Below are 15,306 nucleotides of genomic sequence, written 5' to 3' on the forward strand. Positions count from 1 at the left end.
CTTACCCCTGGTCGGGAATGCGGATGGCGATGACGGTGCCGATCCCTTCGCGCGAGCGGATGCGCATCCGGCCGTGATGCAGCAAGGTCAGCGAGCGTGAGATGGCAAGCCCCAGGCCCGAGCCGCCCTTGCTCTTGGCATATTGGTTCTGCACCTGTTCGAAGGGCTGGCCGATCTTGCTGAGGGCCGATTTCGGAATGCCGATGCCGGTATCGGCGATGGTCAGGATGACGGCATCCTCGACCTTGCGCGTGCGCACCGCGATGCGGCCGCCATCATTGGTGAACTTCACGGCATTGGAGAGCAGGTTGAGCAGGATCTGCTTCATGGCGCGGCGGTCGGCAGTCAGCTTGATGCCGGAGCAAATGCGTTGCTCGACCACGATGTTCTTGTAGGCGGCGGGAATGGCGGTGAAGCGCAGGCATTCCTCGATCAGGGGCGCGAGATTGATCTTTTCGCAGGACAGCTTGATATGGCCCGCCTCGATCTTCGACATGTCGAGAATATCGTTGATGACGTTCAGCAGATGCTTGCCGCTGTCATGGATATCCTTGGCATATTCATTGTATCGCGACGATCCCAGGGGGCCGAACATCTGGTCCTGCAGGATCTCCGAGAAACCGAGAATGGCGTTGAGCGGCGTGCGCAGCTCATGCGACATGTTGGCGAGGAATTCCGATTTCGCCTTGTTGGCGGCCTCGGCGCGTTCCTTTTCCGCGAGATAATTGGTGTTGGCGGTCGAAAGCTCCGCCTTCTGCCGTTCGAGGATCTGCCGGGAGGCGGAGAGATCGTTGATCGTCGCCATCAACCGGCGCTCGGAATCGCGCAGGCGTTCCTGGTTGCGCTTCAGCTGGGTGATGTCGGTGCCGACGGACACCAGGCCGCCGTCGCGCGTGCGGCGTTCGTTGATCTGCAGCCAGCGCTCATCGGCGAGCTGCACTTCCGTCGTCTGCGAATGGCTGACGCGGCCGGGGTCGACGATGCGCCGCTCGATGACCGGGCGTGCCGCGGCGGCATTCACCACCGCGCGCTCGGTGCCCGGCACCAGCACGCTGTCCGGCAGGCCGTACGCCTGCTGGAAATGGCCGTTGCACATCACCAGCCGGTCGTTCTTGTCCCAGAGCACGAAGGCCTCCGAGGTGCATTCGATCGCATCCGCCAGCCGCTGGTCGGCCTCGGCATAGCGCTGCGCCAGCCGATGCTGCTCGGTGACGTCCATGGCGATGCCGATCATGTGGACGCGGCCGGAATGCGTGCGGATGACCTGGGCGCGGGCGCGCATCCAGACGTAATGTCCCTTGGCATGGCGGATGCGCAGGATCTGATCGACCTGGCCGGCGTTGCCGCGGGTGATCGAGCGCGCCAGCGCATGCAGGCTGTTGTCGTCGGGATGCATGAGCTGCTCCGCATCCGCAAACGACAGCGGCCGATCGGCTGCCGGCAGGCCGAGCATATCGTACATCGACCGCGACCAGAAGAATTCGCGGCTGGCGAAATCGAAATCCCACAGGCCGCAGCGGCCACGAGACAGCGCGGTTTCGACGCGCAGATTGGATTCGAGGAAGATCTCGTCGGCGTCCCGCGTCCGCTTCACCTGCGTGTAATAGGCATAGAGGATGACGAGCAGGATGGAGGAGATGCCGGCGAAAAGCGTCACGTTGAGGGTCAGCTCATCGCGCCAGAGTTTTTCGATCTGTTCCATCGAGGCGGCGGAGAGCACGAAGTCTCCCTTGTCGCCGATCAAAGAGATCGCTGCGTAATAGGGCGCGCCGTCGATCATCGTCTCGATCACGCCGGCATGGTCGCCGAAGCTCCTGATGGCCGAAACCTCGGGAAAGAAATCGGAGATCGTCAGGCCGATATAGTTGGACCCGGCCGCCGATGCACCGAAAACGCGGCCGCTGGCCTGGACGAGAAGCACGAAGGTTCCGGTATCGAGCCGATCCTGCGGAAGGTAGGTCGAAAGTTTCCGTTCAGCCCCGTCACGATCGCCGGCCCTGAACAGGCTGGCATCGTTGGCAAAGGCCGCCGCCGCCGCGGCAATGGAAAGCGATGTGGTCTGGCGGGCCGCGGCCGCCATGCGCCCGTGCTCGGTCACCATGCTGAAGAAATGCGAGGCGGCGACGACCATCAGGAAGGAGACGATGAGAACGGGAATGACCCGCTTCAGAATGTGTTCCGTCTGCGGGAAGCGGCGGGAAATCGTCTCCGCTCGCATTCCTGCTCGATCGCCAACACCGCTATGCCAGGATTTCAGACCGTCGAAATTAACACGCAGCCGTCCATCGGCCGCGGTTGCCCGCCGCACGTCCACCATCGCTCTAGCCTTGTCCCTCGTGTGATTCGCTGCGCCGCTCGCCCGAATCTGCCTTAATGAATCACTCGTGATTCGCCTTGTCCAGAGGGTCCGGTAAAACTTTGTTAACCATAAGTGATTTCAGCGCTTTTCCTGCGCGCAAGGGTAGGTTGTCCGCATGCGGGACTCGTCCAAGGTGAAAAGGTGGGTGCAAATCACCCACCGTCATCGTTGAATGGCAAGGACAAAATCAGTCCTTGAGAATGCGCTCCACAATATCGCGAACGTCGGTCGAAAGGCCGCCGGCGCGTTCGATCTGCACCAGAGCGGAGCGGGCATGGTCGGCGCGAACCGGCTCCAGCAGCCGCCAGGAGCGCATCGAGGTCAGGATGCGCGCTGCAAGCTGCGGGTTGCGCTGGTCGATATCGAGGATTTCGTTTGCGAGGAAACGGTAGCCGGCGCCGTCGGCCCGGCCGAAGCCGGTCGGGTTGGCGAAGGCGAAGGTGCCCACGAGCGCGCGCATGCGGTTCGGGTTGGTGCGCTTGAAAAGCGGATTTTCCATCAATGCCTGAATGCGCTCCAGCGTCGCGGCGCCCGGGATCGTCGCCTGGATGGAAAACCATTTGTCGATGACCAGCGCGTTTTCCGCGAAACGGTCGTGGAAGTTCGCGAGCGCCGCCTTTGCCTCATCCGTCTCGGGGAAGCGATGGGCGAGGATGGTCAGTGCGGCGCTGAGATCGGTCATGTTGTTGGCGGCGTCATAGGCCGCCTTGGCGCGGGCCGGACTGTCGTCCGACTGCGAGAGATAGGAGAGGGCGGCATTGCGCAACGCCCGGCGCCCGGCGCTGGCCGCATCGGGACTGAAGGGGCCGGGTGTCTGCATGCTGTCATAGAGCGCAGCGAAGATATCCTTCCCGGCCTCGGCGATCTGCCGCAGGATGGACTGGCGGCCGGCATGGATCGCATCGGGATCGTTGTCGCCGCCGAGTTCGCGGGCGATATCGGCCTCGCTCGGCAGGGCAAGCACCTGCGCGCGGAAGGCCGGTTCCAGCGCGTCGTCGCTCGCGGCCGCCAGCAGGGCGTCGATGAAGGCGGCATCGCAGCGAACCTTGACGCCCTGACGAGCATCACGGGCCGCCTGCAGCAGGTTCGGCAGGCCAAGATCGATCAGCGCCTGCCAGCGGGCGAAATGATCGGTTTCGTAGCGCGCGATCAGCGCCAGATCCTTAGGACCCTGGCTGAATTGCAGATTGATCGGCGTCGAGAAGCTGCGGTTGAGCGACAGGACGGGCCGTGAAGGAATGCCGTGAAAGACGACGGTCTGCGCCTTTTCCGTCAGGTGCAGCACGTCGTCGGTCAGTTCCGCGCCGGTCACCGATGACGGCGTCAGCAGCGTGCCATTCTCGGCAATCAGCGCCATGCGCAGCGGAATGTGCAACGGCTGCTTGGTCGTCTGGCCGGGCGTGGCCGGCTGCATCTGCTCCAGTGACAGCGTGAAGCTCTTGGCGGCGGCATCATAGGTGCCGGAGGCCGTGACCAGCGGCGTGCCGGCCTGATGATACCAGAGCGAGAACTGGGTGAGGTCGCGGCCGCTGACATCCTCGAAGCATTTGACGAAATCCTCGATCGTCACGGCCTGTCCGTCGTGGCGGTCGAAATAGAGATCCATGCCCGTCTTGAACAGGTCGCGGCCGAGCAGCGTCGCGATCATGCGGGTGACTTCGCTGCCCTTCTCGTAGACCGTGGTCGTGTAGAAATTGTTGATCTCGCGATAGGTCGTCGGACGCACGGGATGGGCGAGCGGTCCGCCGTCTTCCGGAAACTGTTCCGATTTCAGGTGGCGCACCTCGGCGATACGCTTGACCGGCCGCGAGCGCTGGTCGGCGGAAAATTCATGGTCGCGATAGACGGTCAGCCCTTCCTTGAGGCAGAGCTGGAACCAGTCGCGGCAGGTGATGCGATTGCCGGTCCAGTTATGGAAATATTCATGCGCGATGATCGCCTCGATATTGGCATAGTCGGCATCGGTCGCGGTTTCCGGATCGGCAAGCACGTATTTGTCGTTGAAGACGTTGAGGCCCTTGTTCTCCATAGCCCCCATGTTGAAATCGGAGACGGCGACGATCATGAAGATATCGAGATCATATTCGCGGCCGAAGCGTTCCTCGTCCCATCGCATCGAGCGCTTGAGCGCATCCATAGCATAGGCCGCGCGCGGCTCCTTGCCATGCTCGACATAGATCTTCAGCGCCACCTCGCGGCCGGACGCCGTGACGAACGTGTCCTCGACCACGCCGAGATCGCCGGCGACCAGCGCGAACAGATAGCTCGGTTTCGGATGCGGATCGAACCAGGCGGCGAAATGCTTGCCTTCGCCGTAACCGGCGCCGCCGAGGAAATTGCCGTTCGACAGCAGCAGCGGGTTGGCGGCCTTGTCGGCGATGATGTTGACCGTATAGGGCGCGAGCACATCCGGCCGGTCGGGGAAATAGGTGATGCGGCGGAAACCTTCCGCCTCGCACTGGGTGCAGTAGACGCCCCCGGTGCGGTAGAGCCCCATCAGCTGCGTGTTGGCCTCGGGGTTGATGATCGTCGTGATCGTCAGCTCGAACGGTGTGCTTTCCGGCAGGTCGCGGACCGTCAGGCTTTCCGGCGTTGCCGTATATTGCTTGGCCGGGACCTCCTCCTGGTCGAGCAGCAGCCCGGACAGGACCAGTTCGTCACCGTCCAGCACCAGCGGCGCCTTCGGGTCGATGCCCTCGCGACGATGGAAGATCAGCCGCGCCTCGACCTTGGTCTCGGTCGGGTCCAGCTCGAAGGTAAGGTCCACGCGTTCCAGAACGAAGTCGGTGGGACGGTAGTCTGCCAGGTGAATGACCTGGCCGGTGTCTGTTCGCATGGTCTATCCTGATCGGGCTTTGCTGCGGCGGGCATTGCTCCGGAGCGGCGCTCCGGAGGGAAATCCGCAGCATCATTACATCGAAATCTGAACCAAAGTTAAAGTCATGTCGACTTGTTGTCACAATTTGCGACAGTAACATGCCTGCATTTCCGTCGGGTCGAAGGCAAATGTCAGGGAATACCGCTGGCCGGCGCGATTGCGTTTGATGACCAATACCTCTGGTCGCCATCCTGCTCGCTGAGAGAGACAAATGGCCGCGGAACCACGATGAAAAGGTAAATTTCTGTTTAAACTCTTGCGTGGACAGCATATTCGCATGATTATAGCATGCTATGTTGTGCCATTGCTGTACGCAATGCTAGCGGCCTTGTGTTAAAACCAGTCAATTTTCTTCGCATTGGTATTTAGGAAGGGCGCCATGAGGAGGCCCGATTGAGTTTTTCCGCCGAGCAGCTTGCTCGCCATCCCGAATTCGTATCGTCCCTGCGCTTTCTGGCGGAGGCGTTGCGGGCACGCTATGACAGCGGGCCGCGCCTGGCGCGCCTGCTGTCCTCGCATCAGCGCTGGCTTTTGACCCAGACGGCCTATGCGCTGCATCTCGACTATGATCCGACCGTTTCCGGTTCCGGCCTGACCGCGGTGAAGCTGCGCAATATCATCACCCAATATCGCGTCGCGAGCCGCAACACGGTGCTGACCTATATCGAGGAATTGCTGACCTATCGTTTTCTGGCGCCTGCCGCCGGCCCCGTCCGTCGTCCACGGCGCTATGAACCGACCGAGGTCAGCCGCACCGCGATGTTCGATTGGTATCTTGCCAACCTGGCGGCCCTCGACCTGCTTGATAATGGCAGCCGCGCGGTGGCATTGGCCACCTATCCGGATTTGATCGATCTGGCGCAGCCGCGCATGGCGCGTCGTTGTCTGGAGGCAACGGCATGGCGGGAGCCGCCGGAGCGGGTCGGCATGTTTCTCTGGACGGAGGCAGGCGGTCTGGTGGTGGACAATCTCGTGTCCCGGCTGGATCCGAGCGCTGAAACGGATGGCCGCATCGATCTCGGCCGCATCGATACGCGCGCGATCGCGGCGCAGTTCATGATGTCGCGGACGCATTTGCAACGGCTTCTGCGCAAATCCGCAGACTATGGTTCCCTCGGCTGGTACGACGAACCGAGGAAGATGCGAATTTGGATGTCTCGCGATTTTCTCAATGAATATTGCGCCTGGCAGGCTGTGAAGTTCGCCGCGGTGGACGAGGCGTTCGAGTGGGCGCAATCGGTGGTCACAGATGCGGCGGCGCAGGGGTGATCAAAGAAAAACGCCGGGCTGGCCCGGCGCGTGCGTCATGAAAATTGCTGATGAAAATCCGAAACAAAAGGGCGGGATCGATGATCCCGCCCTTTTGGCAAATCTTACAAGGGGATGCCGGTCGCCGCGCATGCGGAGCCCGGCTGGCGCTTCCCAGCCCTGTGCAGGCTACGGGAACGCTCGAATTCTTCCGCTGCCCGTACGGCCGAGCCGATATGGCCGACCGTATCGAGAAGGGTGATGAATGAACGAAATCCTGCAGACACGAAACAACCTCTCAGAATGAACGTTTGCTATGCGATGCCGACTTTGTCTCGCCGATCAGCAGGCGCGAAAATCGGCGAAGACGGCGGTGGGGCGGGCAACGCGCGCGGAAATGCCGGTGCCGCGAGCAACCATCTGCTCGTTGGCGGCAATGCCGACTCCGCGGCGGCCGCTAATGGTGCGCACCGGTTCGATGGCGCGGCGAAGGGTATCAAACCCGCAATGGATTGGGCGAAAGCGTGCAGTCACGGCCTTGGTTCCTTATGATTCCTCCCAAGACACACGTCTATATTGCAGTGCAGCATCAATTTTGCAATGCACGCACTTGGAATTACTGCCATGCATGGAATGCATGGCAATGTTTCGATCATTCTCAATTGTGATGAAAAATTAACCGATCTTTCCGGCTTCGATACGGGCTTTGAAGGCCAGGAGATCGTTCCAGGCCAAGCGCTTGTTGATCGGAGCGGTCAGCAATTCCTGGGGATGGAGGCTGGCGATCGCCGGTATGGTCCGACCGGAGATCGTCACCTCCCGCCACTGGCCGCGCAGGCCATGAATGGTTTCGCCGCTTTCGAAGAAATGGCGCGCCGTGAAGTTGCCGAGCAGCAGCAGCGCTTGCGGTTCGGCAAGCGCGATCTGCCGTTCGATGAAGGGGCGGCAAATCTCGATTTCCGGCGCCGACGGGGCGCGATTGCCCGGCGGCCGCCATGGAATGACATTGGTGAGCAGGATGTCGTCGCGTTTGAGGCCGATGGCGGCCAGCATCTTGTCGAGCAACTGCCCGCTTCGACCGGCAAAGGGCGCGCCTTCGCGATCATCGTCAGCGCTCGGCATCGGGCCGATCACCATGACCCGCCCCGCGGCGCTGCCGCTGGCGAAGATGGTCGAACGGGCACTGTTCTTCAGATTGCAACTGCTGAAAGCTTCAAGCGCCGTCTTCAGCTCACCGAGCGAACGCGCGCTTTCGGCCGCGAAACGGGCTTGCTCCACGGCCTGATCGTCGGGAATGGCAGGGCTATTGCGGGGGGACGCCGCCGGTGCGGCCGTTTGAGCCGCCGCCGGGCGGCGTTCGGCCTGTTGTGCCGGTCGCGTCGCGGAGGGCGGCGCTTCGGCACGCGGCTGGGTCGCCCGCGCACCCTGGCGCGCCGCCTTCATCGCCTCGAACTCGGCAAAACGGTCGACGGCCTCTTCCTCGAGCAGCCAATCCACGCCCGCATCCGCATGGAAATGCAGAAGGGCGGCAAGTTCGGCCGGGGTGAGGTCGCTGGCGGAAATCATGGGCGAAGTCTAGCCAAAGTGGCGCGAGAACGAAAGGGCGAGAAGCCCTTTGTCGTCACGCCGTCCACTGGCCGATGTCGTCGCGCTCGCCGATCAGGGCGAGACCATGGGCGATCGACAGCAATTCGCCGCCGGTCTCGATCCGCTCCTGCCCGAAGCGCTCGGTGAAGATGCGCCGCACCGCCGGCACGAAGGAGGTGCCGCCGGTCAGAAACACCTTGTCGATACCCTCGGGTGACGTATTGGTGGTCGTCAGTACGTCGTCCAGTGCCGCCTCGATGCGGGCGAGGTCCTCGGCAATCCAGCTTTCGAAATCGCTGCGGCGCACCGTCTTGCGACCGGCCTTGCCGAGCGGCGCGAAATTGAACTCGGCTTCCTCTTCCGCCGACAGCGCCATCTTCGTCGCCGACACCGCTTGATAGAGCGGATAACCTTCGTCATGCTCGACGAGATCGATGAAGGTCTCCAGTTTTTCCGGCTCGAGACTGCTGCGCACCAGCTTTTTCAGGTCGGCATATTCGCGCGAGGTCTTGAAGATCGAAAGCTGGTTCCAGCGGCCGAAATTGGCATAGTAGGAGCTCGGCACTTCGAGCAGCTTGTCGAAGCTCTTGAAGAAGCTGCCCTTGCCGATCGCCGGCGAGACGATGTTGTCGATCATGCGGAAGTCGAAATGGTCGCCGGCGATGCCGACGCCGGAATGGCCGATCGGCGTTGCCGTCAGCCGGCCGGCATGGGTCTCGAAGCGGATCAGCGAATAGTCCGTCGTGCCGCCGCCGAAGTCGGCAACCAGCACGGTCGCGTCCTTCTTCAGATGCTGGGCGAAATAGAAGGCGGCCGCAACCGGCTCGTAGACATAATGGATTTCCGGAAAGCCGAAGCGGGTCAGCGCCGCGTTGTAGCGTTCCGTCGCAAGTGCTGCATCCGGATTGGCACCGGCGAAATGCACCGGTCGGCCGGTGACGATCCGCGAGACGTCGGCCGGCCAGCCATCGCCGGCATAGCTGCGCAGCCGGCGCACGAAGATCTCCATCAGGTCCTCGAACGTATGGCGCTTTGCGTAGATCAGCGTGCCCTGGAACAGGGCGCTCGCCGCAAAGGTCTTGATCGATTGCAGGAAGCGACAGTCGCCGGGATTGTCGATGAACTGCCGGATGGCGGCGTGCCCCGCCTCGACCTTCAGCGCCGCGGCCCCCAATCCGGGGTCCTTCATGAAGGACAACGCCGTGCGCATGCTGTCGGCGGTGCCGGCGGCACTGGTAAAGGCCACCGATTGCGTCGCAGGCCCGTCGGCCAGCGCCAGAACCGTATTCGTCGTGCCGAAGTCGAAACCAAGCGCCCGAGCCATGCCCGCACTCCTTTCCATTCAGATTTTTTGGAATGGGGCAAAGCCCCTCATGCAGCGCGAGATGCGCCCTTGTCGCGAAGAGGGCGCGTCATGGCATGGCTGGGAGCCGAGCGCAAGACTGGAAATGCACAAAGCAGAACGGGCGCCTCCTCGGCGCCCGTCGATGTCACTCGGCCGCGATCGCGGTCGGTCTTTCCTGCTCGTGCGGATGCTCGTCCTTGCGCTTGCCGAAGCGGGCGAGGAAGTCGTTCAGCGCGTTCATCTGAAGGAAGATGACCGGCGTGATGAACAGCGTCAGGATCTGCGAGACGACGAGGCCGCCGACGACGGCGACACCGAGCGGCTGGCGCAGCTCCGAGCTGGCGCCGCCGCCGACGGCGATCGGCAGGGCACCGAGCAGGGCGCAGAAGGTCGTCATCATGATCGGACGGAAGCGGCGCACGCAGGCCTCGTGGATCGCCTCGGACGGCGATATGCCGGGGGCCGAGCGGAGCGTTTCCAGTGCCACGTCAATCATCATGATCGCGTTCTTCTTGACGATGCCGATCAGCATCAACAGGCCGATGAGCGCGATGATCGACAGATCGAAGCCGAAGACCTTCAGGGCAAGCAGCGCGCCGAGGGCAGCGGCCGGCAGGCCGGAGAGAATGGTCAGCGGGTGGATGAAGCTCTCGTAGAGAACGCCGAGAACCACATAGATCGTCAGCACCGCGGCCAGGATCAGATAGGGCGTGCTGCCCTGCGACTGCTGGAAGATCTGCGCCGTGCCGCCATAGGACGTGAAGACGTCCGCCGGCATGTTGATATCCTTCTTGATCTGCTCGATCTGGGCGGTCGCGTCACCAAGCGCTTCGCCAGCCGGCAGGTTGAAGGATACGGTGGTGGAGACGAGCTGGCCGGTCTGGTTGATGGTGACCGGACCCGTCGTGCGGTCGACGCGGGCGAAGTTCGACAGCGGCACCAGCGCGCCGCTTGCCGAGGCGATCTGGATTTCCTGCAGCTTCTGGTCATCCCAGGGCTTGCTGGTGTCGTATTCGACGATGACGTCATAGCTGTCGCCGGTCGACTGGATCTGCGCGGCGGTATAGCCGCCGAAGGCTTCTTCCAGCGTCGTGCGCAACTGGTTGTCGTTGATGCCGTAGGCCGCCGCCTTTTCGGTGTCGACGACGATATTGGCCTGCAGCGCGTTGTTCTGCTCGTCCGAGGCGACGTCGGTGAAGCGCGGATCGTGGCGCATCGCGTCCTCGACCTTGTTGGCCCAGAGGTTGGTCTGGTCGGCACTCAACGCCTGAATGACGAGCTGATACTGGCTGGCCGTTTGACGGCCGCCGAAGCGTAGGCTCTGCTGCGGGGTGATATAGGCCTTGATGCCGGCGATCTTGCCGATGCTGGAGCGCAGCTCGCGCAGGGTCTGATCCAGCGGTTCGCGCTGGTCCTTCGGCTTCAGTTCGACATACATCGTGCCGTTGTTCAGCGGTTGGCGGGCATTGCCGCCGACGATCGACATGACATGCGCGACGGCGGGGTTCTGCTTGACGAGTGCCGCTGCCTGGTTCTGCAGGTCGCGCATGGCCGGATAGGAAATATCCTGCCGTGCCTGGGTCGAGATCGTCAGGCGGCCGATATCCTCGGTCGGGAAGAAGCTCGCCGGCAGCACCATGAACAGGTAGACGGACAGGCCGACCGAGGCGAAGAAGCTCAGGAGGACGGTGCCGCGATGGCGCAGGCACCAGCTGACGCCCTTGTCGTAACCGCGCTGCGTCCAGTCGAAGCCGATGTTGAAGAGGCGAACCGGCAGCGGCGGCTGGCCGTGGCCGGAAGACAGGCGCGAGCTCAGCATCGGCGTGACGGTCAGCGAGACGATGGCCGACGACACGATGGCGATGGCGACCACCATGCCGAATTCGTTGAAGATACGGCCGACGACGCCGCCCATCAGCAGGATCGGGATGAAGACGGCGATCAGCGAGATCGACATGGAGATGATCGTGTAGCTGACTTCGGCCGAGCCCTTGATCGCCGCCTGCAGCACCGGCATGCCTTCCTCGACATGCCGCAATATGTTCTCGAGCATGACGATCGCGTCGTCGACCACCAGGCCGACCGCGAGCGTCAGGCCCAGCAATGAGATGTTGTCGATGCTGTAGCCGAGCACATACATCATGCCGAAGGTCGAGATCAGCGACAGCGGCACGGCAAGGCCGGGGATGATGGTTGCCGTCAGGTGGCCCGTGAACAGATAGATCACCAGCACGACCAGACCGATGGTCAGGAACAGGGTGAATTTCACGTCGGCAATGGCGTCGCGGATCGGCTGCGCCGAATCGTTCATGACCGTCGTCTTCACCGAGGCCGGGATTTCCGCATGCAGTTGCGGCAGCTTGGCGTTGATGGCATCGACGACATCGACGGTATTGGCGTCGGGCTGACGCTGGATGGCGAGGATGATCGCCCGCTTGCCGTCATACCAGGAGCCGGTATTGGTGTTCTCCACGCTGTCCTGGACGTCGGCGACGTCGCTCAGATGGATCGGCGCTCCGTTCGGATTGGCGATCACCAGCGAGCGGAATTCCTGTGCGTTGGTGCGCTGGGTATTGGCATTGATGGTCATGCTCTGCGCATCGTTCTGCAGCGTGCCGACCGGAACCTGGCTGTTGGCGTTGACGAGGGCAGTGTTGACCGTATCGATGCCGATGCCGCGGCTTTGCAGCTTGTTGGGATCGACTTCGACGCGCACGGCATAGGTCTGCGCGCCGAACACGGTCACCTCGGCAACACCCGGAAGGGTCGATAGCGACGGCGAGATGATGTCCTCGGCGATTTCGTCGAGCTTGCTGCGCGGCATCGTATCGCTCTGCACGGCCAGCAGCATGACCGGCGCATCGGCCGGGTTGGTCTTGCGGTAGCTCGGCGGCACCGTGAGATTGTCGGGCAATTGGCGCGTCGCATGCGAGATCGCCGCCTGAACGTCGGCAGCGGCGGCATCGATGTTACGATTGAGATCGAATTGCAGGACGATGCTCGTATTGCCGAGCGAGTTGGTCGAGGATATCTCGCTGATGCCGGGAATGGTTTCGAATTCCTTGATCAACGGCGTCGAGACCGATGTTGCCATGGTCTGCGGCGAGGCGCCGGTCAGCTGCGCCGTGACGTTGATGGTCGGAAAATCGACCTGTGGCAGTGCCGCCACCGGCACGAGCTGATAGCCGGCCAGGCCGGCCAGCACCACGCCCAAGGCGAGGAGTGTCGTCGCGACCGGCCGCTGGATACAGAAATTCGGGATCATTGCTGTGCTCCAACCGTGATCGTTTCCGTTTTCTGACCCGACTGGCCATCAGCCGAAGCCACGTTCTGAGATTTGCCGTCGTTGAACTGCTCGGTGACGTTCTGTCCGTCATTGAGCTGTACTTGGCCCTCGACCACGACGTGGTCGCCTTCCGACAGGCCCTTGGCGACGGCGGTGAAGCTGCCATTCTGGCGGGCGACGGTGACCGGCGTCATGTGAACCTTGTTGTCCTTGACGACGAAGGCATAGAAGCCTTCCGCGCCGGGACTGATCGCGACCGTCGGGGCGACGATCACCGGCTGGTTGTCGTTGAAATGCACGACGATGTTGACCGACTGGCCTGGCCAGATGGCGCCGTTGGCATTGTCGAACTTCGCCTTTGCGAGGATCGTGCCGGAGGCGGCATCGACCTGATTGTCGTAGAAGCTCATCACGCCCTGGCGCGACTTGCCCTGTTCGGAGCGGGGCACCGTGCTGACCGGCACGCTGCCGGCCTTCATCGCTTCTTCCAGCTCGCGCAGGTGGCTCTCCTGCAGATGGAACTTGACGTAGATCGGATTGTATTGCGCGATCGAAACGATCGCGGTGCCGGGGCTGACATAGGCGCCGAGGCTGAGGGCGACGTCGCCGAGGCGGCCGTCATAAGGCGCGCGGATTTCGGTATGCTCGAGCAGGACCTGATCGGAGGCGAGCTGCGCCTTGTCGGCATTGACGGTGGCGACCGCCGTGTCGCGCGCCGCGACCGCCTGGTCGACCGTCTGCTGCGTGCCGGCATTGTTGAGCAGGCTCTTGGCGCGGGTCAGCGCGGCTTCCGCCTCGGTCAGGGTCGCCTGATCCTTGGCCAGTGTGGCCTGATCCTTATCGACCGCCGCTTGGGCCGTGCGCGGATCGAGCTTGGCGATCAGGTCGCCGGCCTTGACCATGGCGCCATCCTCGGCCTCGATCGCGGTGATGATGCCGGACTCCTGCGCGGCGATCGTCGTCGTATCCTGCGCATCCGCCCATCCGGTGGCGGTGACGTCGTTCGGCAGGACGGTTTTCGTGACGGCCACGGTCTTGACGAGCTGGGGGCCGCCCTGGCGCTTGCCATGGCCACCGGCGTCCGTCGCCTTGGCGCTGTCCTCGGCCTTGGCGGAGGCCTTGTCGACGAAAGCGGACATAAAGGGAATGCGGTCGCGGAAATTCCAGACTGAAAAGGCGGCGACAATGAGAAGGCCGAGAGGAAGCCAAAATTTCTTCATGCTTGAAAACCGGTCGAAGCGAGTTGCGGGGAACGCGATGACGTTGAAGTGTATTTATTGCGCCGCACAAGCAGACGGGTTCCGCCGCAATCCATCACATCGCCGTTACCGCTAACGTTCGGTAATTCTGTCCCTATAACGTGAATTCTTGAACGCTGTTTCGCCGTAATTTACCACAGTTCGGCATGGTGAAAAATTAAAGCTTGGAAAGCTTTGCCGACCGTAAGGCTCTGATGGCGCGTAAAATGGTCGAAATGGCTATTTTTTGATTGCCGTTATGTAATGAAGGCGAGTTCGAGCCTGATTTGACGGCATTTATCTTGAGGTGATGGGTTCGGCCATTATGCCGAACCCTGCCGTTACTCACGCAATTGTGTTATTCGTCGCGTTGAATGGTGTATAGCTCGCCCACCAGTGGTTGTTTTTACAGCGAACGCGCGGCGCCGCCGTCACAACGGATCATCGAGCCGGTGACGTAGCTCGCCGGTTCGCTGCAAAGGAAGGCCGCGGTGGCGGCGAATTCCTCGACGCGGCCATAGCGGCCAGCCGGAATGCGCTGCTGCCGCTCAGCGCTGATCTCCTCCAGGCTTTTGCCGCTGCGTTTTGCGGCGGCCGTGTCGAGGTCGGCCAGCCGGTCGGTGGCGATGCTGCCCGGCAGCAGCATGTTGACGGTGACGCCATGCGCCGCCACTTCGGCGGCCAGCGTCTTGCTCCAGCCGGCAAGGGCAGGGCGCAGCGTATTGGAGAGCGCCAGGTTCGGGATCGGCTCGATGACGCCGGAAGAGGCGACCGTCAGGATGCGGCCCCAGCCCTGCGTTTTCATGCCGGGCAGCAAGGCATTGGTCAGCGTGATGATCCGCGCCACCATCGACAGGAAATAGGTTTCCAGCCGCTCGGCCGTCATATCTTCCGTCGCGCCCGGAGTCGGCCCACCGCTATTGTTGACGAGGATGTCGATCCCACCGAGCTTGTCGGCGACCGCCTTGCTCACCGTTTCCACGAAGTTCTCGTCGTTGAGGTCGGCCCAGATCCAGTCGGCGCGACCCTTGCCTTCGGCGTTGATGGCCTTGCAATTGGCGTCCAGCCGCTCGCCGCTGCGCCCGCACAGCAGCACATTCGCGCCCTCGCGCGCCAGCGCCACGGCGATGCCCTGTCCCAAACCTTTGGACGATGCCAAGACCAGCGCCCGCTTTCCCTTGATGCCGAGATCCATCGTTCTTCACCTCTCATGCCTATGACTCTACTCAGGCGAAATTTATAGAGTGCTTCAATTTGCTTTTGAAAGGCGAATGCCGGCATACGACAATGAAATATGGCAGAAAACATTGACGTTGACGTAAACGGCATTTAACTTCGCCCATGCGGTGGGGAAATTGGAGGATT

10 protein-coding genes are annotated in these 15,306 nt (G+C 62.3%); 1 reads left to right on the top strand and 9 read right to left on the bottom strand.

The window, feature by feature from the left end:
• Position 1 precedes the first annotated feature (1 nt).
• The gene (locus FHX11_RS08715) at positions 2-2,317 is read right to left on the bottom strand and encodes a PAS domain-containing sensor histidine kinase (protein ID WP_184357028.1); all 2,316 of its coding nucleotides are present in this window, start codon (positions 2,315-2,317) and stop codon (positions 2-4) included.
• A gap of 229 nt (positions 2,318-2,546) precedes the next feature.
• Positions 2,547-5,195, bottom strand: coding sequence for an aminopeptidase N (pepN, locus tag FHX11_RS08720; protein ID WP_184357029.1), 2,649 nt, complete (start codon positions 5,193-5,195; stop codon positions 2,547-2,549).
• Positions 5,196-5,630: 435 nt separating this feature from the next.
• Between pepN and FHX11_RS08725 the strand changes: the two genes are divergently transcribed.
• Positions 5,631-6,506: a hypothetical protein gene (locus FHX11_RS08725; RefSeq protein ID WP_184357030.1), complete on the top strand. Its 876-nt coding sequence runs from the start codon at positions 5,631-5,633 to the stop codon at positions 6,504-6,506.
• Between the two features lie 104 nt (positions 6,507-6,610).
• Here the strand turns inward: FHX11_RS08725 and FHX11_RS08730 are convergent, their stop codons facing one another.
• The 7 genes from FHX11_RS08730 to FHX11_RS08760 all read right to left on the bottom strand — a co-directional run bounded on the left by FHX11_RS08730 (position 6,611) and on the right by FHX11_RS08760 (position 15,136).
• Entirely contained in the window at positions 6,611-6,772 is a 162-nt protein-coding gene (locus FHX11_RS08730) for a hypothetical protein (RefSeq protein WP_184357031.1), read from the bottom strand.
• A 55-nt stretch (positions 6,773-6,827) separates the two neighbouring features.
• Positions 6,828-7,019 (bottom strand): hypothetical protein, encoded by a 192-nt coding sequence (locus FHX11_RS08735; protein WP_184357032.1) that lies wholly within the window; start codon positions 7,017-7,019, stop codon positions 6,828-6,830.
• Between the two features lie 141 nt (positions 7,020-7,160).
• Complete coding sequence (locus tag FHX11_RS08740; RefSeq protein WP_184357033.1) at positions 7,161-8,051, bottom strand: uracil-DNA glycosylase; 891 nt, start codon at positions 8,049-8,051, stop codon at positions 7,161-7,163.
• Positions 8,052-8,106: 55 nt separating this feature from the next.
• Entirely contained in the window at positions 8,107-9,396 is a 1,290-nt protein-coding gene (locus tag FHX11_RS08745) for an Hsp70 family protein (protein ID WP_184357034.1), read from the bottom strand.
• A gap of 166 nt (positions 9,397-9,562) precedes the next feature.
• Positions 9,563-12,682, bottom strand: coding sequence for an efflux RND transporter permease subunit (locus FHX11_RS08750; RefSeq protein WP_184357036.1), 3,120 nt, complete (start codon positions 12,680-12,682; stop codon positions 9,563-9,565).
• On the bottom strand, positions 12,679-13,923 hold the full coding sequence (locus tag FHX11_RS08755) for an efflux RND transporter periplasmic adaptor subunit (RefSeq protein WP_184357038.1): 1,245 nt from the start codon (positions 13,921-13,923) through the stop codon (positions 12,679-12,681). The genes FHX11_RS08750 and FHX11_RS08755 overlap by 4 nt, the downstream gene beginning before the upstream one ends.
• A 424-nt stretch (positions 13,924-14,347) precedes the next feature.
• Positions 14,348-15,136, bottom strand: a complete 789-nt coding sequence (locus FHX11_RS08760) for an SDR family oxidoreductase (protein WP_184357040.1) — start codon at positions 15,134-15,136, stop codon at positions 14,348-14,350.
• Positions 15,137-15,306 lie beyond the last annotated feature (170 nt).

Source organism: Rhizobium sp. BK602, assembly GCF_014195095.1.
Classification (GTDB): Bacteria; Pseudomonadota; Alphaproteobacteria; order Rhizobiales; family Rhizobiaceae; genus Rhizobium.

Coding starts and splice junctions, on each gene's coding strand:
- FHX11_RS08755 (WP_184357038.1), bottom strand. CDS start 13,923: ATGAAGAAATTTTGGCTTCCTCTCGGCCTTCTCATTGTCGCCGCCTTT.
- FHX11_RS08740 (WP_184357033.1), bottom strand. CDS start 8,051: ATGATTTCCGCCAGCGACCTCACCCCGGCCGAACTTGCCGCCCTTCTG.
- FHX11_RS08750 (WP_184357036.1), bottom strand. CDS start 12,682: ATGATCCCGAATTTCTGTATCCAGCGGCCGGTCGCGACGACACTCCTC.
- FHX11_RS08760 (WP_184357040.1), bottom strand. CDS start 15,136: ATGGATCTCGGCATCAAGGGAAAGCGGGCGCTGGTCTTGGCATCGTCC.
- pepN (WP_184357029.1), bottom strand. CDS start 5,195: ATGCGAACAGACACCGGCCAGGTCATTCACCTGGCAGACTACCGTCCC.
- FHX11_RS08745 (WP_184357034.1), bottom strand. CDS start 9,396: ATGGCTCGGGCGCTTGGTTTCGACTTCGGCACGACGAATACGGTTCTG.
- FHX11_RS08715 (WP_184357028.1), bottom strand. CDS start 2,317: ATGGTGGACGTGCGGCGGGCAACCGCGGCCGATGGACGGCTGCGTGTT.